Origin of the sequence: Flavobacterium algoris, assembly GCF_048158525.1 — a bacterium.
Classification (GTDB): domain Bacteria; phylum Bacteroidota; class Bacteroidia; order Flavobacteriales; family Flavobacteriaceae; genus Flavobacterium; species Flavobacterium algoris.
On sequence record NZ_JBLNKT010000045.1, the window covers coordinates 1 to 20,007 of the forward strand.

The 20,007-nt window shown below is 34.2% G+C and carries 18 protein-coding genes; 8 read left to right on the top strand and 10 right to left on the bottom strand.

Annotation, left to right across the window (positions count from 1 at the left end; translation table 11 throughout):
* Window positions 1-136 precede the first annotated feature (136 nt).
* The 9 genes from groL to miaB all read right to left on the bottom strand — a co-directional run bounded on the left by groL (window position 137) and on the right by miaB (window position 7,557).
* Window positions 137-1,765, bottom strand: a complete 1,629-nt coding sequence (groL, locus tag ACM55I_RS15750) for a chaperonin GroEL (protein ID WP_416847788.1) — start codon at window positions 1,763-1,765, stop codon at window positions 137-139.
* Window positions 1,766-1,803: 38 nt separating this feature from the next.
* Entirely contained in the window at window positions 1,804-2,079 is a 276-nt protein-coding gene (locus ACM55I_RS15755) for a co-chaperone GroES (protein ID WP_035670228.1), read from the bottom strand.
* A gap of 135 nt (window positions 2,080-2,214) precedes the next feature.
* Window positions 2,215-2,559 (bottom strand): preprotein translocase subunit SecG, encoded by a 345-nt coding sequence (gene secG, locus ACM55I_RS15760; protein WP_416847789.1) that lies wholly within the window; start codon window positions 2,557-2,559, stop codon window positions 2,215-2,217.
* Between the two features lie 3 nt (window positions 2,560-2,562).
* On the bottom strand, window positions 2,563-3,417 hold the full coding sequence (locus ACM55I_RS15765) for a tetratricopeptide repeat protein (RefSeq protein ID WP_416847790.1): 855 nt from the start codon (window positions 3,415-3,417) through the stop codon (window positions 2,563-2,565).
* Window positions 3,418-3,498: 81 nt separating this feature from the next.
* Complete coding sequence (locus tag ACM55I_RS15770; RefSeq protein WP_039108960.1) at window positions 3,499-4,002, bottom strand: LptE family protein; 504 nt, start codon at window positions 4,000-4,002, stop codon at window positions 3,499-3,501.
* 85 nt (window positions 4,003-4,087) lie between these two features.
* On the bottom strand, window positions 4,088-5,347 hold the full coding sequence (locus tag ACM55I_RS15775; RefSeq protein ID WP_416847791.1) for a sigma-54 interaction domain-containing protein: 1,260 nt from the start codon (window positions 5,345-5,347) through the stop codon (window positions 4,088-4,090).
* Window positions 5,348-5,410: 63 nt separating this feature from the next.
* Complete coding sequence (locus ACM55I_RS15780) at window positions 5,411-5,557, bottom strand: hypothetical protein (RefSeq protein WP_416847792.1); 147 nt, start codon at window positions 5,555-5,557, stop codon at window positions 5,411-5,413.
* Window positions 5,558-5,653: 96 nt separating this feature from the next.
* Entirely contained in the window at window positions 5,654-6,025 is a 372-nt protein-coding gene (locus ACM55I_RS15785) for a GxxExxY protein (protein WP_416847793.1), read from the bottom strand.
* An 86-nt stretch (window positions 6,026-6,111) separates the two neighbouring features.
* Window positions 6,112-7,557 (bottom strand): tRNA (N6-isopentenyl adenosine(37)-C2)-methylthiotransferase MiaB, encoded by a 1,446-nt coding sequence (miaB, locus tag ACM55I_RS15790; RefSeq protein ID WP_416847794.1) that lies wholly within the window; start codon window positions 7,555-7,557, stop codon window positions 6,112-6,114.
* 368 nt (window positions 7,558-7,925) lie between these two features.
* Here miaB and topA point away from each other — a divergent pair, with 368 nt between their 5' ends.
* The 7 genes from topA (at window position 7,926) to ACM55I_RS15825 (ending at window position 17,522) form a co-directional block, all read left to right on the top strand.
* Window positions 7,926-10,442, top strand: a complete 2,517-nt coding sequence (gene topA, locus ACM55I_RS15795) for a type I DNA topoisomerase (protein WP_416847795.1) — start codon at window positions 7,926-7,928, stop codon at window positions 10,440-10,442.
* 1 nt (window position 10,443) lies between these two features.
* Window positions 10,444-11,595, top strand: coding sequence for a formimidoylglutamase (locus ACM55I_RS15800; protein ID WP_416847796.1), 1,152 nt, complete (start codon window positions 10,444-10,446; stop codon window positions 11,593-11,595).
* A gap of 128 nt (window positions 11,596-11,723) precedes the next feature.
* The gene (porK, locus tag ACM55I_RS15805) at window positions 11,724-13,130 is read left to right on the top strand and encodes a T9SS ring complex lipoprotein PorK/GldK (RefSeq protein WP_416847797.1); all 1,407 of its coding nucleotides are present in this window, start codon (window positions 11,724-11,726) and stop codon (window positions 13,128-13,130) included.
* Window positions 13,131-13,183: 53 nt separating this feature from the next.
* Window positions 13,184-13,834 (top strand): type IX secretion system motor protein PorL/GldL, encoded by a 651-nt coding sequence (porL, locus tag ACM55I_RS15810; RefSeq protein ID WP_416847798.1) that lies wholly within the window; start codon window positions 13,184-13,186, stop codon window positions 13,832-13,834.
* Between the two features lie 45 nt (window positions 13,835-13,879).
* Window positions 13,880-15,427 (top strand): type IX secretion system motor protein PorM/GldM, encoded by a 1,548-nt coding sequence (porM, locus tag ACM55I_RS15815; protein WP_416847800.1) that lies wholly within the window; start codon window positions 13,880-13,882, stop codon window positions 15,425-15,427.
* A 49-nt stretch (window positions 15,428-15,476) separates the two neighbouring features.
* Entirely contained in the window at window positions 15,477-16,367 is an 891-nt protein-coding gene (gene porN, locus ACM55I_RS15820; protein WP_039109448.1) for a type IX secretion system ring subunit PorN/GldN, read from the top strand.
* 102 nt (window positions 16,368-16,469) lie between these two features.
* Window positions 16,470-17,522 carry an NAD(P)/FAD-dependent oxidoreductase gene (locus ACM55I_RS15825; protein WP_416847801.1) on the top strand — a complete coding sequence of 351 codons (1,053 nt, stop codon included), beginning with the start codon at window positions 16,470-16,472 and terminating at the stop codon, window positions 17,520-17,522.
* Between the two features lie 2 nt (window positions 17,523-17,524).
* Here ACM55I_RS15825 and ACM55I_RS15830 read toward each other — a convergent pair whose 3' ends face one another.
* Entirely contained in the window at window positions 17,525-17,908 is a 384-nt protein-coding gene (locus ACM55I_RS15830; protein ID WP_416847802.1) for a DUF983 domain-containing protein, read from the bottom strand.
* Window positions 17,909-17,981: 73 nt separating this feature from the next.
* Here ACM55I_RS15830 and abc-f point away from each other — a divergent pair, with 73 nt between their 5' ends.
* On the top strand, window positions 17,982-19,889 hold the full coding sequence (gene abc-f / locus ACM55I_RS15835) for a ribosomal protection-like ABC-F family protein (RefSeq protein WP_416847803.1): 1,908 nt from the start codon (window positions 17,982-17,984) through the stop codon (window positions 19,887-19,889).
* Window positions 19,890-20,007 lie beyond the last annotated feature (118 nt).

Genomic DNA, 20,007 nt, shown 5'->3' on the forward strand with positions numbered 1-20,007 from the left:
AATAAACAAACTTTTAGAACAATTATTAAGGCAATATTTTCAATTTTTAATAAATTTCTGCTAAATCAGGTATTCCTTAAAACAAGTAGAGGCTATCTTTTCAGACAACCTCTTTTTGTTTAAAAAGGGGAATGAATTACATCATTCCTGGCATACCGCCACCCATTGGGTTTCCACCACCATGATCTTCTTTAATATCAATTAAAGCACATTCGGTAGTTAAGATCATACCAGCTACTGAAGCTGCATTTTCTAATGCCACACGCGTTACTTTCTTTGGGTCAATAATACCTGCTTTAAGCAGATCAACATATTCGTCTGTTTTTGCGTTGTAGCCAAAATCACCTGAACCTTCGGCAACTTTTGCAACAACAACCGAACCTTCAAGTCCTGCATTTTCAACAATAGTTCTCAATGGAGATTCTACTGCACGAGATACAATTTGAATTCCTGTTGCTTCGTCAGCATTGTCTGCTTTAATAGTGCTAAGTGCATTTTTAGCTCTCAATAAAGCAACACCACCACCAGCAACAATTCCTTCTTCAACAGCAGCACGAGTTGCATGAAGTGCATCATCAACTCTGTCTTTTTTCTCTTTCATTTCTACTTCAGAAGCAGCACCAACATAAAGTACAGCAACTCCACCAGCTAATTTAGCCAAACGTTCTTGCAACTTTTCTTTGTCATAATCAGAAGTTGTAGCTTCCATTTGACCTTTGATTTGGTTGACACGATTTTTGATGATGTCAGCTTCGCCAGCACCACTTACAATCGTTGTATTGTCTTTATCAATAGTCACTTTTTTAGCAGTCCCTAACATTTCGATAGTTGTGTTTTCTAAAGTGTATCCTCTTTCTTCTGAAATTACAGTTCCACCAGTTAAGATAGCAATATCTTCAAGCATAGCTTTTCTTCTGTCTCCAAAACCAGGAGCTTTTACTGCAGCGATTTTCAAGGCTCCACGTAATTTATTTACTACCAATGTAGATAATGCTTCTCCATCAACATCTTCAGCAATAATCAATAATGGTTTTCCAGATTGAGCAACTGGCTCAAGAACTGGTAATAATTCTTTTAATGAAGAAACTTTTTTGTCATATAAAAGGATGTACGGATTTTCCAATTCTACTTCCATTTTTTCTGAATTGGTAACAAAATAAGGAGAAAGATATCCTCTGTCAAATTGCATCCCTTCAACAACATCTACATAAGTGTCAGTTCCTTTGGCTTCTTCCACAGTGATCACACCTTCTTTTCCAACTTTTGCGAAAGCAGCAGCGATTAACTCACCAATTACTTCGTCATTATTAGCAGAAATTGAAGCAATTTGTTTGATTTTTTCAGAATCACTTCCTACCACTTTGGCTTGTTTTGCTAGGTCAGCTACAATAGCTTCCACTGCTTTGTCAATACCACGTTTCAAATCCATAGGATTTGCTCCTGCAGCAACGTTTTTCAAACCTTCTTTTACGATAGCTTGTGCCAAAACTGTTGCAGTTGTAGTTCCGTCTCCAGCTAAATCATTAGTTTTAGATGCAACTTCTTTTACCATTTGAGCACCCATGTTTTCCAATGGATCTTTCAATTCAATTTCTTTTGCAACGGTAACACCATCTTTAGTAACAGTTGGTCCACCAAAAGCTTTTCCAATAATTACATTGCGACCTTTTGGTCCAAGGGTTACTTTTACTGCATTTGCCAATGCATCTACACCACGTTTTAATCCGTCACGTGCTTCAATATCAAATTTTATATCTTTTGCCATTTTTATTTATTTGTTAATTCGTTTATTTGTTAATTCGATTATATTATTGCTAAAATATCGTCTTCACGCATGATCAAATAATCTTTTCCTTCCAGTTTCAATTCAGTTCCGGCATATTTTCCGTAAAGAACAGAATCTCCAATTTTCACAGTCATTGTGTGATCTTTTGTTCCGTTTCCAACTGCAACTACAGTTCCTTTTTGTGGTTTTTCTTTAGCTGTATCTGGAATAAAAATCCCTGACGCAGTTTTAGTTTCAGCTGCTACTGGTTCGATAAGAACTCTGTCTGAAAGTGGTTTAATGTTTAAAGCCATGATTTTATATATTTTTATTATTTTTATGATTGCATTTATGATTTCAGAAATTGTGCCATCCTATTATAACTGACATATTTTCTTATAAAAAATGCCAGCTTTGACAGGCTGGCATTTAGAATAAAAAGTGTTGTTTTATTTTGCTGGATTTGTTTCAGCAGGTGTGTTTTGAACTGGAGATGCTGGCGTAGCAGTTGCAGGTACAGCAGTTCCTGTTTGTTCAATAATTTTAGAATCATTATCACTTAATGCTCCTGTAAAGCTTAAGCTAGAAAGAAGTATAAGTACAATTAAAATAGTAGCAAGTGTCCAAGTGCTTTTATCTAAAAAATCTGTTGTTTTTTGTACACCACCTAACATTTGAGAACCACCTATAGTTGAAGATAATCCACCACCTTTAGGGTTTTGAACCATTATTACTACTATTAATAGGAAACAAACTATTGTTATTAAAACTAAAAAAATTGAAAATGTGCTCATTGTTTAATTATTGTTTTGTTGTAAAATCTTAATATCCGCTATGCGGTCTGCAAAGAAACTACTTTTTTCTGGATATTTCAAAATTAATATTTCATAAGCTTGAATCGCTTTTTGATATTTTTTTTGTTCCAAATAAACCCGTGCTAAAGTCTCCGTCATCAAATAGGAATTGTCGTCTTTATTAAGGTCAAAAGTAACTGTTGATACAACACCATGTTTTACAGGTGAAATCTTCGGGCTGGTTTCTATAAATTTATCGATTAACGCTGCTTTTTTCTTTTTATCTTCATCTTCTATCGGTAGGGTTTTAGAAGTATTTACACTTTCCGTTTCTCTAACAATAGGCTGCGTTCGGGATAATTGAAGCCATTCTTGGAAGGAATGCTTTTCCCTTGTAGAAAAATCCAAAGGAGTTCCAATCGCTAATTTTTCTTCTGTTGTTTTTGAATTTTCATTAGATTCTAAAGGTAAAGCTTCCTTTATAGAAGTAAGAATCGATTGTTCCAGAGTATTTATTTTGGACTCTGACTTTTCTTTCTGAATAATTATTTCACTATCAACGACAGTAATGTCAAGAAGTTCGAGTACTTTTTTATCATATAATCCTTTTTGAATAGCAGTAAAAGTATCCGAAGTAATAAAATCGAACAAAACGGTTCTGTCAGTCGTATGCGCGGCAGTAACTTTCAGAGCAAAATTATACTTAAAACTATTTTGGTTATAAAGACCTTTTAAACGTAAAGCTCTGGCACTTTGAAAATATGGGAATTCATCCAATACATTTCCCAACGCTTCCGTTTGCTTTTCATTGATAGCATCGGGTCTGTTTATTAAATAAGTATAATCGGTTACATTCATAAAGGTTATTCGTTTATTTGGTTATTCGTTTATTTGTTCTTCGATTAACCGAATCAACAAATTACCGAATCAACACCTCATTTACCATTTAGCAAGGGATTCATTAAAAATATCTTGTGTTATTCTTTCGAAGATATCTTTCAAAGCACTATTCAAAGTTGATCCTACAAGTTGCTGTGTTGCCGGATAATCGTAATAAAACTCAAATGGTTTTTCGAAATTATCCGTTTCTTTATTTTTATTGGTGAACCGAACATTTACTCTTATTTTTAATCTGTTTTGAGCTGCTTTCTGATCGGCAGTTGCAGTCATTGGGCTTATTCTATAATCTACAATTTCTCCTTCATAAGTTAAATCAGCACCACTTTTCACTAAATTTAAGTTGGTTTGATTTTGAATGATGTCTTGTAATGCCAGTGTAAAGGTTCTGTCAATTCCAGGTTCAATCAAATCTGCATTATTTTGGAAAAAATTCACCTGAAAGGTTTTCGCATCAATTTTTCCTGTTCCTGTAAAGTTGTAAACGGAGCAGCTATTGAAAGTCACTGCGATCAACAAAATAAAAATATATTTTATGTGTTTCATTTTAAATTTTAAGATTGCTTCGCCAGTTTGCTAACGCTTGGGTCAAAGATATTCATTTTCAATTCACAATTTTCAATTTGAATTTTTACAAATCAAATTGTTTGATTTTTCGATACAAAGTTCTTTCGGAAATCCCCAATTCATCTGCGGCGGCTTTTCGTTTTCCTTTATTTTTTTCCAATGATTTTTTAATCATTTCAATTTCTTTCTGCTCTAATCTCAAGATTTCCTCTTCCTCTTCTATTGTTTCAGCAAACAGGTAGCTATCGTCATTCTCTTGATAACGTTCTTCTTTATTTTGAGTTGTAATCAAAGCCGTTCTTGGTTCTTCTTCAAAATCTATTTCGCTGTCATTTTCTTGGGAGCCATAGATTTTTTTAATCAAATTTTGATTTGTTTCTTGCACTTTAGAACTTCCACTTTGCATTAGTTCCAAAGTAAGTTTTTTCAAGTCATGCAAATCACTTTTCATGTCAAAAAGTACTTTGTACAAAATCTCTCTTTCAGTATTGAAATCGCTGTCGCCTTTCTTGTCTTTAATTACTGACGGCAAGTTGGTACCTTCAGCAGGTAAATAGGATTGTAAAGTTGCCGCCGAAATTTCACGGTTTGTTTCCAAAACCGAAATTTGTTCCGCAACGTTTCTCAATTGACGGATGTTACCGCTCCATCGAAATTTTTGCAAAACAGCAACAGCATTTTCGTCTAATTTTAAAGGCGGCATCTTGTATTTATGTGCAAAATCAGAAGCGAATTTTCTAAATAGCAAGTGAATGTCTTCTTTTCGTTCTCGCAACGGAGGTAAAGTAATATCTACGGTGCTTAATCGATAATATAAATCTTCACGGAATTTTCCTTTTTCGATAGCATTAAACAAATTAACATTGGTAGCAGCTACAATTCGCACATCAGTTTTTTGCACTTGTGAAGAACCTACTTTTATGAATTCGCCATTTTCCAAAACTCGAAGCAACCGCACTTGAGTAGTCAAAGGCAATTCGCCTACTTCATCAAGGAAAATAGTTCCGCCGTCAGCCACTTCAAAATACCCTTCGCGCGTGTTAGTTGCTCCCGTAAAAGCTCCTTTTTCATGCCCGAAAAGTTCACTGTCAATCGTTCCTTCAGGAATTGCACCGCAGTTTACAGCAATGTATTTTCCATGTTTTCTATGCGAAAGTGAATGAATAATTCTGGGAATATTTTCTTTTCCAACACCACTTTCACCGGCCACTAATACTGAAATATCAGTAGGGGCAACCTGAATGGCTTTTTCTATGGCACGATTGAGCTTTGGGTCATTCCCAATAATCTCAAATCGTTGTTTTATAGCTTGAACTGATTCCATATTGTCATTGCGAGGCACGAAGCAATCTCATTAATGTTGTTTTTTAATTCGATTCGTAAGAATCTATTGCTTTGGTTTTGTTAATGTGTCTTTCAAAGGGACTGTTTTTTCAACTTTATGTTTTGGAAAATAGGTTCTGATGATGTAGAATGTAACTCCAAATCCAATTATAAAAGTAACCAAACCGATTAGTATATTTTTTTTTGACATCTTATTTTAATTTTTTTAATATCTAATGAATTAAAAAGCGTTTTAATTGATTTTCTTGCCACAGATTAAAAAGATTCTCACAGATTTACTTAATTTTTATAAAGCATATCTTTTGTATTGTAAAGATTTATTTTGAAAATTAACTAATAATCCAATTTCTGAATTTGCTAATTTCAAATAGTTTAAAATTTGTGCAATATGTTCGTTGCAGAACTCTTTCACAGCTTTTATTTCTAATACAATATCTTCACATACAATAAAATCGGCATTAAATTTACTACGCAAAATCTCACCCTTATAATTAATCGAAAATTCTTTTTCTCTTTCGTAAGAAATATTGTTTAGTTTGAATTCTATTTCTAAAGCATCCTTGTAAACAATTTCTAATAATCCCGGACCAAGAATTCTATGCACTTCCATACAAATTCCTATGATTTTATAAGTCTCTTGTTCTCTGTATCCTTCCATCAAATTGTTTTGTTTTTGTATCGCGGATTATAAAGATTAATTAAAAGAAATCTGTGAAAATCTTTTTAATCTGTGGCTGATTTTTTCTAATTCATTTCGCTCAACCCAACTGCTTCTCCTTTCAAAGTTCCGCTTGTACAACTCAAAATTCTCACATTCACAAAATTTCCAATCTTATAATTTTCCTTTGGAAAAACCACGGTGATACTTTGTGAATTCCTTCCGGAAAACTCTTCAGCCGATTTTTTGGAAACTTTTTCTACCAAAACTTCTACGGTTTGCCCAATGAATTCTTCACTGCGTAACCAAGCGTGTTTTTGTTGTAAATCGACAATTTCCTGCAATCTTCTCGCCTTTGTTTCTTCGGTAACATCATCTTCCATTTTTCTTCCAGCCAAAGTTCCTGGACGTTCGGAATACGAATACATGTACCCGAAATTATATTTGACATATTCCATTAAGCTCATTGTATCTTGATGATCTTGTTCGGTTTCTGTTGGGAAACCAGCAATCATATCTTGCGAAATAGAGCCATTCGGAATGATAGTTCTGATTTTGTCAATCAAAATCATGTATTCTTCACGCGTGTGCAAACGGTTCATTTCTTTCAGGATTCTATTGCTTCCAGACTGGACAGGCAAGTGAATGTGTTTACATATATTTGGGTGTTTTGCAATAACATGCAAAATACTTTCGTGCATGTCTTGCGGATTTGATGTCGAAAATCGAATGCGCATTTTTGGAAAACCAACCGCCACCATTTCCAGTAATTGGTCAAAATCAACTGCGGTCGCTTTTTGCATTTCAGTAGCATTCTCAAAATCTTTTTTCAAACCGCCACCATACCACAAATAACTATCCACATTTTGCCCTAAAAGTGTAATTTCCTTAAAACCTTTGTCCCACAAATCCTGAATTTCCTTCATGATACTTTGCGGTTCACGGCTGCGTTCTCGTCCTCGTGTGAAAGGCACCACGCAAAACGTACACATATTATCGCAACCACGGGTGATAGAAACCAAAGCCGTAATTCCATTGCTCATCAATCGCACAGGCGAAATATCTCCATAAGTTTCATCTTTCGACAAAATCACGTTAATTGCATCGCGCCCTTCTTCAACTTCTTGCAAAAGGTTCGGTAAATCTTTATAGGCATCAGGACCCACAACTAGGTCTACAATTTTCTCTTCTTCCAAAAACTGACTTTTCAAACGCTCGGCCATACAGCCTAAAACGCCTACTTTCATTTTTGGATTAATGCGTTTCACCGCATTGTATTTTTCCAAACGTTTGCGAATCGTCTGCTCCGCTTTGTCCCGAATCGAACAGGTATTTACTAAAACTAAATCGGCTTCCTCTAACACTTGCGTGGTATTATATCCGTTTCCAGATAGAATAGAAGCTACAATTTCACTGTCTGAAAAATTCATCGCACAGCCATAACTTTCTATAAATAATTTTTTGGTATTCTCGGGTTTATGTTCTAGAACAAGACTTTCGCCTTGTTTACTTTCTTCAATAATCTTTTCCATCCTATATTTTCAAAGCACAAAGATAACGCAATTCAAATAAATATGACAAGATGTCAGACGAAGAATTAACACTATTTTAAGGCATTTTTTCTGGGGAGCTATTTCCTGCTTTCCGTTACAATCCCGACCCTTCGGGATTCATAAAAAAAGTAAAGTTTCCAAAGTTCTAAAAAGAGCTTCCGTTGGTCGCTTTTTTAGAACAGGAAACTTTTATTTTTTTGCTTTGGGCTTTTCACAGTGATCGGGGCTAAAAAACAGTCGAGTATGGCAATAACTTACCTATTAATGATTGTGAAATAATTCAAAAATAAAATCTAAAGCCCAATATCTAAAAAAAATAGATACTTTTGTCCCAGAAAAATAGAGCAATGGCAAAGAATTTAGTTATAGTTGAGTCCCCTGCAAAGGCAAAAACAATCGAGAAATTTCTAGGAAGTGATTTTCAAGTAGAGTCCAGTTATGGACATATTGCGGACTTACCTTCCAAAGAAATTGGTGTAGATGTAGAAAATGGTTTCAAACCAAAATATGAAGTTTCTGCTGACAAAAAAGCTTTGGTTACTAAACTAAAAGGACTTGCCAAAAAAGCCGAAATGGTTTGGTTAGCAAGTGATGAGGATCGTGAAGGTGAGGCTATTTCTTGGCATTTAGCCGAAGAATTAAAATTAGACAAAAAGAAAACCAAGCGTATTGTTTTTCACGAAATTACTAAAACTGCGATTCTAAAAGCGATTGATAATCCACGTGAAATCGATTATAATTTAGTCAATGCACAACAAGCGCGTCGTGTTTTGGACAGATTGGTTGGTTATGAATTGTCGCCTGTACTTTGGAGAAAAATAAAAGGCGGACTTTCTGCCGGACGTGTACAATCGGTTTCCGTTCGTTTGATTGTAGAGCGTGAAAGAGAAATTCAAAACTTCAAAGCTATTGCAACATATTCTGTTGTGGCTGAATTTACCAATGAAGCCGGAAAAACATTCAAAGCCAAATTGCCTAAAAATTTCAATACAAAAAAAGAAGCCGAAGATTTTTTAAATAAAAATATCGGATCTACCTATAAAGTTTCAGATTTAGAAACGAAGCCTACCAAAAAATCACCAACGGGGCCGTTTACGACTTCGACTTTGCAACAAGAAGCGGCGAGAAAATTATATTTGCCTGTTGGAATTACGATGCAATTGGCACAACGTTTATACGAAGCCGGATTGATTACCTATATGAGAACGGATAGTGTGAATTTATCCAAAGATGCAATGGAAGCCGCTCAGGCCGAAATCATCAAATCCTACGGAAAAGAGTTTTCTAAACCGCGAACTTTTGTCAATAAAAGCAAAGGTGCACAGGAAGCTCACGAGGCGATTCGTCCTACGGATATGTCGCGTCATACGGTAGATATTGATAGAGATCAAGCGCGTTTGTACGATTTGATTTGGAAAAGAACATTGGCTTCGCAAATGAGTGATGCGCAATTAGAACGTACTAACGTGAAAATTGAAGCAAACAATCACGGTGAAATATTCACGGCATCTGGAGAAGTGTTGCTTTTTGAAGGGTTCCTAAAAGTATATCTTGAAGGTCATGATGACGATGAAGAGGAGCAGGAAGGAATGTTGCCAGCAATGAAAGTCAACGAAAAATTGCAAAACAATTATATTACAGCGACAGAAAGATATTCAAGAGCTGCAGCACGATATACCGAAGCTTCTTTGGTAAAGAAATTAGAAGAGTTAGGAATTGGTCGTCCTTCTACTTATGCGCCAACAATTTCTACGATTATCAACAGAAATTATGTGGAGAAAGGAAATCTTGACGGTCAGGAACGTAATTATACGCAATTGATTTTACAATCAGGAAAAGTTGGAGAGAAGTTACTGAAAGAAAATACGGGTTCCGATAAAGGAAAATTAGTTCCTACAGATATTGGAACAATTGTTACCGATTTCTTGGTTAAGAATTTCGGAAATATCCTTGATTATAATTTCACTGCAAAAGTGGAACAGGATTTTGATGAAATCGCAGAAGGAAATATTGTTTGGACAAAAATGATGCAAGAGTTCTACGATAAATTTCACCCCATTGTAAAAGATGTTGAAGCGAATGCAGACAGAGAAAGTGGTGAAAGAATTCTGGGAACAGATCCAAAAACAGGGAAACCAGTTTCGGTACGTTTAGGGAAATTTGGACCCATGGCTCAAATTGGAGCTGCAGATGATGAAGAGAAAAAGTTTGCCAGTTTAATGACGGATCAAAATATTGGAAATATTACTTTAGAGGAAACTTTGAATTTGTTTTTGTTACCAAAAAATCTCGGAGAATATAAAGGAGAAGAAGTTGAGGTAAGTAATGGTCGTTATGGTCCTTATATACGTCATGGCGCCGCTTTTGTTTCTTTGCCAAAAGGCGAAAATCCGCTAGACGTAGATTTTGAAAGAGCAAAAGAATTAATTGACGAAAAGGCACTAGCCGATGCGCCAATAGCAGTTTATAAAGGCGAAGGAGTTCAAAAAGGAACGGGTCGTTTTGGTCCTTTCATCAAATGGGACGGCTTGTTTATAAATGTAAGCAAGAAATATAATTTTGATGATTTGTCTCAAGCGGATATTGAAGCCTTGATTGAAGATAAATTGCAGAAAAATATTGATAAGGTGCTACACAACTGGGAAGAGGAAGGAATTTTAGTCGAAAAAGCCCGTTGGGGACGTTCCGTTATTACTAAAGGAAAAATCAAAATTGAATTAAGCAAAGATGTTGATGCTACAAAATTGACATTGGTCGAAGTTCAGGAAATGATTGCCAAGAAAACACCAGCTAAAAAAGTAGTTGCCAAAAAAGCTCCAGCCAAGAAAGCTGTTGCTAAGAAACCCGTAGCAAAAAAGAAATAAAATGGAGTTTGATTTTCTGAAACCCGTAGACGATGAAATCCTTAGTTATATAAACGGATTGACTTCTCAACAATTGGGAAGTAAAATAGTTTTGCATACCAATGAACAGTTTCCGGATTTAAATAAGATTAAAATTGCTGTAATAGGCGTTTTAGAAAATCAAGGAGATAAAAAAGCTGTTTCTGATGTTGATTTAATACCGCTTAGAAAAGAGTTGTATGGGCTGTTTCCTGGAAATTGGGATGCTTCAATTGCAGATTTGGGTGATATTCTTGCTGGGAATTCGGTTGAGGATACTTATTTTGCACTAAAGAAAGTTGTTGCAAGCCTAATCAAGAAAAGGATTACTCCTATAGTTATTGGAGGTTCACAAGATTTGACCTATGCGCTTTACAGAGCCTATGATGATTTAGAACAAATGGTCAATTTAGTTTCCATTGATAATAAATTTGATTTTGGGAAAGATGAAGAGGCCGTTTCAGCTTCTTCTTATTTAACAAAAATAATTGTAGACGAACCTAATAATCTTTTTAACTATTGTAATATTGGGTATCAAACGTATTTCAATTCTCAGGAAGAAATTGATTTGATAGAGAAATTATTTTTTGATGGTTATAGATTGGGTGAGATTTCGAATAATATTGCTCTTGCGGAACCTGTTTTTAGAGATGCAGATTTAGTGAGTATCGATTTAAATTCAATTAAGTCTTCTGATTCAGGAAATTTTGTTTCATTTGCACCTAATGGTTTCAATGGTAAAGAAATATGTTCTTTGTCCAGATATGCAGGAATAAGCGATAAAGTATCTTCTTTTGGGATATTTAATCATAATAATTCAGTACAGGAATCGGTTATTATTGCACAGATAATCTGGTATTTTATAGAAGGTTTTCATTATCGTTCTAATGAATATCCGTTTGGAAGCAAGGAAAATTATTTGAAATATATTGTTCCATTAGAAGAAGAGGAACTTGTTTTCTATAAAAGTGATAAAACAGACCGTTGGTGGATAGAAATACCATTTATTTCAAACGGTAATAATAAATTAAAGAGAAATACGTTATTACCGTGTTCCTACGATGAATATTTATTGGCCTGTAATCAAGAATTACCTGAAAGATGGTGGAAAGCACAAAGAAAAAATATCATTTAGAATAATTTTTTACTTATTTATTATTTTTTTATAAAAAACACGTTGTTTACTGTAAAAAAATTGTTTTTCTAAAAAATAATAAATAGGTTTACACACTTAAAAATAATGAATAGTTAACCCAAATTTATATGAAGAAGTTCATTGCATTTACGGCAATTTTGACCCTATTAATTAGCTGTGGTAAATCAAGCGACAAAGGAGAATTAGTAGGTGTGAATGGTGGGAAATGGCATCCTGAGAAACCTTATGGAATGACTTTAATTCCAGGTGGTGCTTTTATCATGGGTAAATCAGATGATGATATAGCCGATATTGAAGATGCGCCTACTAAAACAGTTACTGTTCGTTCTTTTTATATGGATGAAACTGAAATTACAAATAGTGAGTACCGTCAATTTGTAGAATGGGTAAAAGATTCTACCATGAGAGTTCGATTGGCAATTCTTGCTGATGAAAGTGGTCAAAAAGCAGGAGATGGAAAAGGGAAAGGTAAAAATTCTGGTAGTATTGGAGATTTTGCTTTTAATGATTCTGATCCAGAAAAGATGACTGCGTACGATAAATATATGTACGATAACTATTACAGTGTAGGTACTGCTGATGATCCTTATGCTGGTAGAAAATTGAATAAAAAAGTAAAATTAATCAAAGATACTAAGTTGTATCCGGATGAATATTATACTGAGGTTATGGATTCTATGTATTTGCCAATAGAAGCTTCTTACAATGGATTGCGTACTATAGATGTAAATAAATTGAAATTCCGTTATTCTTGGATGGATATTCAGGCTGCTGCCAAAGCTAAAGTTGGTAAAAGAAAAGATTTTATTAAAACAGAAGAAGTAAACGTATATCCTGACACCACTGTTTGGATTAAAGATTTTGCTTACTCTTACAATGAGCCAATGCATAATGACTATTTCTGGCACAAGGCATATGGAGATTATCCAGTTGTAGGTGTAAAATGGACCCAAGCAAAAGCTTTCTGTGCTTGGAGAACTTTAAATAAAAATACATACATAAAATCCAAGAAGAAAGGACACGATTTAATCAACTCTTTCAGATTACCTACTGAAGCTGAATGGGAGTATTCTGCTAGAGGAGGTTTAGAATCTGCAACCTATCCTTGGGGTGGACCTTATACTAAAAATGACAGAGGTTGTTTTCTTGCTAATTTTAAACCAAACAGAGGTGATTATGCAGCAGATCAAGCGTTATATACTGTTGAGGCAAAATCATATGAGCCAAATGGCTATAATTTGTATAACATGGCAGGAAACGTTTCGGAATGGACTGATTCTTCGTATGATCCAAATGCATATGAATATGTTTCTTCAATGAATCCAAACGTTCTGGATGCTTCTAATAAACGTAAAGTGGTTCGTGGAGGTTCTTGGAAAGATGTTGCTTATTTCCTACAAGTAAGCACCAGAGATTATGAATATGCTGATTCGGCAAGAAGCTATATTGGTTTTAGAACTGTTCAGGATTATATGGGAATTCAAACTACCGGAAAAACTAAAAAAGGCAAATAATAAATAATTATAAAAGAAACCAAATCTTTAAATCTAACCCCAAAAAAAATATTATGGCATTACTTAGCAAAAAAACAATGAATTTCGCATACGGAATGGGTGCGGCAGTTGTAATTATTGGAGCATTATTCAAAATTACTCACCTTGAATTCGGTTTTATAACTGGAAATTTAATGCTAACGATTGGACTTGTTGTAGAAGCTGCAATTTTTGCTCTTTCTGCATTTGAACCAGTTGATGATGAATTAGATTGGACATTGGTTTATCCAGAACTTGCTAATGGTAAATCTGGAGGGCCAAAGAAAGCAAAAGTAGAAACTCCTTCTGATGCTCAAGGATTGTTATCTCAAAAATTAGATGCAATGTTAAAAGATGCTAAAATTGACGGAGAATTAATGTCAAGTTTAGGGAACAGCATTAAAAATTTCGAATCAGCAGCAAAAGGAATTGCGCCTACCGTAGATTCTATTGCTTCAACTAAAAAATATAGTGAAGAGTTGACTTTGGCTGCAGCCCAAATGGAATCTTTGAATAGTTTATACAAAATACAATTACAAAGCGCTTCAAGAAATGCACAAATCAATGAAGAAGTTGCTGAAAATAACTTAAAATTAAAAGACCAAATGCAGTCTTTGACATCTAATTTGTCATCACTTAACAGTGTATACGGAGGAATGCTTTCTGCAATGAACAATAAAGGATAATTAGTTTCAAACGATATAAAAATAACAAACTAATTAGTAGAAAATATGGCAGGAGGAAAACTAACCCCTAGACAGAAGATGATAAACCTGATGTACTTGGTTTTTATCGCAATGTTAGCATTAAATATGTCCAAAGAAGTATTATCTGCTTTTGGGATTTTGAATAATAAAATAGTTGAGTCTAACTCTATAACTGATACTAGAAATGAAAGTTCATTTCTACAATTATCGCAAAAAGCAGTGGATCAACCGGGGCAGTTTGGTGATAAAAAAGCTAAAGTTGAGAAAATTAGAGCTTTGTCTAAAGATTTTAATGATTATTTAGAAAATATTAAAACGACAGTTACTGCAAAGTTCGTAAGAGATGCGGAAGGAAATTTGCCATATGAGCAAATGGATAAAGGCGATTTAATAGACAGAAAATTCTTTACTGGAGATAGAGTTTCAAAAGAAGGACAAGAGTTTTTAGATAAGATTAATAATTTTTCAACTCAAATCAAACAAATTGGTGGAAGCTCAATTGCAGAGTCTGAGATGAAAAAAATTGAAGCTAGATTTGCAACTAATCCAGTTTATTCTGAAAAAGCAGGTGCAAAATTAGCTTGGATTGATTATAACTATAAGGGATTTCCACTTATTGCTACAATTACAAAATTATCTCAATTACAAGCGGATATAAAGACAACTGAAAGTGATGTGATGACTGGAATGTTCCAATCAGATTTAGTTGCTGCAGCCTCTCTTACTGCTTATCAACCAATAGTAGTTCTTGAAAAATCAGTTTTCTTTCAAGGGGAAGCAGTTAAAGGGAAAATCATTCTTGGGAAATTTGATCCTTCATTAAAGGCTAAATCAGTAATTGTGAATGGTTCAAGTGTTGCAGCTCAAGCAGGTCAAGCTAATTTCTCTTTTGGTGCAGGTAATATAGGGGAACACCCGATTGGTGGTTCATTCAATTTTGATGAAAATGGGAAAGTAGTTAGTTTGCCTATTAAAGATAAATATGTAGTTGTGGCTAGACCAAAATCAGCTACTATTTCTGCTGATAAAATGAATGTTGTTTATAGAGGTGTTGTAAATCCTATGACTATTTCATTTGCGGGAGTATCTGCGGATAAAGTTTCGGCTAGCGCTCCAGGATTAAGTTCTGCGGGTGGTGGTAAATACAATATGAGTCCAGGTGCTGGTTCTGAAACAGTAATTAATGTTACTGCAACTCTTCCTGACGGTTCTAAAGTTTCTGATAAAAAATCTTTTAGAATTAAAGGAATTCCTGGTCCTACAGGTACTATACGTGGTGAAATGGGTGTTGTAAAAGGTCCTAAATCAAATTTACAAATTGCTACAATTGGGGCTAAATTAGTTGATTTTGATTTTGAAGTTGGTTTGGATGTTGTTGGTTTTAATTTGAAAGTAACAGGTCAGCCTACTGTAGTTGTACAAGGAAATAAATTGAATGCACAGTGTAATGCTGCTCTTTCTAAAGCAGTTAGAGGTGATCAAATTACCATTTCTGAAATTAAAACTAAACTTGTTGGTGCGGGTAGTTATTTATTACCAAGAACAGCTCCAGTAATTTTTGAAATACAATAATAAGTAGTTTTAATAAAAACTGCTTCATTAACTTATTAATGAAAACATGATGAATGTAAGAAATTTTTTGATTGCTATTATCTCTGTCACTTGGAGTTTTGCATCTGTAGCGCAATCTAATTTGCTGAATGCTAAAACACCAGATCAAATTGGTCTTAAGTCTGCTGCACAGTTGATTTCTGATAATGACAAACCATTGGCTTATGGTTATGTGCATGATAGAGATGTCTTGATGGGTAAAACAACATGGGAAATAATCGATTTAAGTGAAAAGATTAATTTTGCATTGTATTTTCCAATTGATACAGCTAATATCGGTTCAGATAGAAGATCATTGTATGATGTCTTGACAAAAGCGATGAGAAATGGTAAAATAACGGAAGTTTATACTGATAGTTATTTTAACACTAAAAAATCGATGCAAGATATTCAGGCTTCATTGACTCGTATTGATACAACGGATGCAGGGAGAGAACAAATAAATGCTGGTGCTCAGATTTCACCTGAGTATATTTTAAAATCAGATCTTACTGCACAAGATGTTACTCAGTATAAAATAAAAGGATACTGGTATTTTGATAAACGTCAAAGTGAATTGAAGTATCGTTTACTTGGGATTTGTCCAGTGACTCCAGATGTTTTTACAATGAACAGTGATGAAAAAGATTACATTGAATTATTTTGGATCTTTTTCCCAGCGGCAAGAGATGTTTTGCATGAAGCAAAAGCTTTCAATGATAAAAATTCTGCAATGCCGGTTTCTTTTGATCAAATATTAAATTCAAGACGTTTCAATAGTGTAATTTACAAAGAAGAAAACGTTTACGGAGACAGATCTATTGCGGAATATATGAAAGATAATGCTCAGAATCAATTGTTAGAGTCTGAGAGAGTGAAAGAAAAAATTCGTAATTTCGAACAAGATATGTGGAATTATTAATTCTCATTTTAAAATAAAAAGAAAAACTCTTACTGTGATGGTGAGAGTTTTTTTGTTTTAAAGTCTTTACTTTGCATTTACTTAAAAAAGGGATTACTTCAAATGATTGATTATTTAATAATAGGTTCTGGTTTAGCTGGTATTTCATTTGCAGAGATTGCTCTGCGGAATGACAGATCTATTTTGGTGTTGGATAATTACTCACAAAATTCCTCGAAAATTGCAGGAGGTTTGTATAATCCGGTTATACTAAAACGCTTTAGCGAAGTATGGCAAGCTCAAGAGCAACTGGTATTGATGAATGAATTTTATACTGTTTTAGAAGAAAAACTGAATTGTAAAGTAGATTTTAAAAGACCAATCCTAAGAAAATTTTTCTCTGTTGAAGAACAGAATAATTGGTTTACTGCTTCAGATAAAGTTGCATTAGCTCCATTTTTATCTACACAATTGATTTCAAAAAAGTATTTAGGAATTGATTCTCCTTATGGATATGGTGAAGTTTTACAAACTGGTTATGTAGATACCGCTTTGTTATTAAATAAATACAGAGAATATTTAAAACAAAATAATTTATTTAAGGAAGAGTCATTTGATTACGATGTTTTACAAACTGAAAGTGGTGGAATTCATTATAAAGATATTCATGCCAGACATATTGTTTTCGCGGAAGGTTTTGGCATACATGCAAACCCATATTTTAAACATTTGCCTTTAGACGGGACTAAAGGGGAGCTTTTTATTATTAAAGCGCCTCAGTTAGATTTAGATGTAATCGTAAATACAAGTGTGTTTATTCTGCCACTTGGGAATGATTTATTCAAAGTGGGGGCTACATACAATTGGAAAGATAAAACTGATTTGCCTACAGAAGAGGGAAAGATAGAATTAGAGGAAAGGATAAAAGAAATTATTACTTGTGATTTTGAAATCGTTGAGCATTTTGCGGGAGTTCGACCAACTGTAAAAGACAGAAGGCCTTTAGTAGGAACGCTTCAAAATTATGAATCAATACATATTTTGAATGGTTTAGGAACAAGAGGAGTTATGTTAGGTCCAGCAATGGCAAAAGCTTTATTTGATAATATCGAACATCAAATTCCTTTAAATCCGGCAATTGACATAAACAGATTTCTGCCTAAAGAGCAGCAATAATGTTATTTTAAATTTGTTTTTGGATCATAAGAGACAAACATATTGATGTATATGTTTCTAGACAAGCGCAAAATAAATGGAAATAAGAGAATTAGTGAAGCAATTATAGCAATAAAGGCAACTTTCAAACTGGAGCCGAAAATTACGAATGCGATTATAAAAGCTGCAATTCCTACGCCAACATTCAATCCATAACTTACATACATTGCTCCATAAAAGAAGGAAGGTTCAATTTGATATTTTAAACCACAATGACTGCAATTTTCATGCATTTTTAAAACTTTATCAATATGTAATGGATTTTTATCCAAATACATACTCTCATTCTGACATTTGGGACAAGTTCCTGTTAAAATGCTATATAATTTGGATCCTTTTTTTAACATTTGCAAAAAATTTAATATTTCCTTTTTTAGAATTACAAATTTACACATTCAAAAAGGAATAAAATAACAATACATGCTTAATATACACAATTTATCCGTTTCGTTTGGTGGTACTTATTTATTTGAAGAAGTTACCTTTCGATTGGGTGCTGGAGACCGTGTGGGTCTTGTTGGAAAAAACGGGGCTGGAAAATCGACCATGCTTAAAATGTTGGCAAAGGATTTTGCTCCTGATTCGGGTGTTATTTCTCAAGAGAAAGATCTTCGAATGGGATTCTTGCGTCAGGATATCGATTTTGAAGTAGGTAGAACAGTACTCGAAGAAGCATACGAAGCCTTTACAGAGATTAAAATTGTGGAGAAAAAGCTCGAAGAGATTAATCATTTATTGGTTACCCGTACTGATTATGAAAGTGACGAATACAGCCAAATTATAGAAGACTTATCTGATTATACGCATCGATTTGAATTATTGGGTGGGTATAATTATGTTGGAGATACCGAGAAAATTCTTCTTGGGTTAGGATTTAAAAGAGATGTTTTCGATAATCAAACAGAAACTTTCTCTGGTGGATGGAGAATGCGTATTGAATTAGCCAAATTATTATTACAGGCAAATGATGTTTTGTTACTGGATGAGCCTACGAATCACTTGGATATAGAAAGTATCATTTGGTTAGAAAGTTTCCTTCGCAATTATCCAGGAGTTGTTGTGATTGTTTCACACGATAAGATGTTCTTGGATAATGTAACCAACAGAACTATCGAAATTTCTCTTGGAAAAGCCTATGATTTCAACAAACCATATTCTCAATATTTAGAATTGCGTCATGAAATTCGTGAAAAACAATTGGCAACACAAAAAAATCAAGCCAAAAAAATTGAAGAAACTGAGAAATTAATCGAAAAATTCCGTGCGAAAGCTTCCAAAGCTTCTATGGCGCAATCGATGATTAAAAAACTCGACAAAATAGAACGTATCGAAGTTGATGAGGATGACAACTCGGTGATGAACATCACTTTTCCAGTTTCAAAGGAACCTGGTAGAGTAGTTATAGAAGCCGAGAATGTAACTAAAAGTTATGGTGATAAAACGATTTTGAAAGATATTAACCTGTTGGTAGAACGCGGAAGCAAAATTGCATTCGTAGGACAAAACGGACAAGGGAAATCGACTTTCATTAAGGCTATTGTTGACGAATTTGAATATAAAGGAAACATCAAGCTAGGTCATAATGTACAATTGGGTTATTTTGCCCAAAATCAAGCGGAATATCTGGATGGTGAAATTACTTTGTTGCAAACCATGGAAGATGCAGCGGCAGACACAAATCGTATGAAAGTACGCGATATGCTGGGTTCTTTCTTGTTTCGTGGTGATGATGTAGAGAAAAAGGTAAAAGTCCTTTCTGGAGGTGAAAGAAACCGTCTGGCGTTATGTAAATTGTTGTTGCAACCTATCAATGTTTTATTAATGGATGAGCCTACGAATCACTTGGACATCAAATCCAAGAATGTTTTGAAAGCGGCTCTTCAAAAATTTGGCGGTACTTTATTGCTGGTTTCTCACGATAGAGATTTCTTGCAGGGAATGTCAAATTTGGTTTATGAATTCAAAGACCAAAAAATAAAAGAATATTTAGGAGATATTAATTATTTCTTGGAGCAACGCAATATGGAGAATATGCGTGAAGTGGAAAAAAAAGACGCTGAAAAAGCAGCAGCACCTAAAGAAAGTAACAAAGCCTCCTACGAAGATCAAAAGAAAGGGAAAGCGTTGCAAAATAAATTGAGCAAAGTGGAGAGTCAAATTAAGCAATTGGAAAAAGACATTCAAAACGATGACAAAATGCTCGCGTCTAATTATGATAAGCATATTGAAGACGCTAAATTTTTCATGGCTTACAATAAAAAGAAAGCCGAATTAGACAAATTGTTGTTGGATTGGGAACTTGTTCAGGAAGAAATAGATAATTTATAAGAAAAAGAGGTTGTCTGAAAAGATAGCCTCTACTTGTTTTAAGGAATACCTGATTTAGCAGAAATTTATTAAAAATTGAAAATATTGCCTTAATAATTGTTCTAAAAGTTTGTTTATT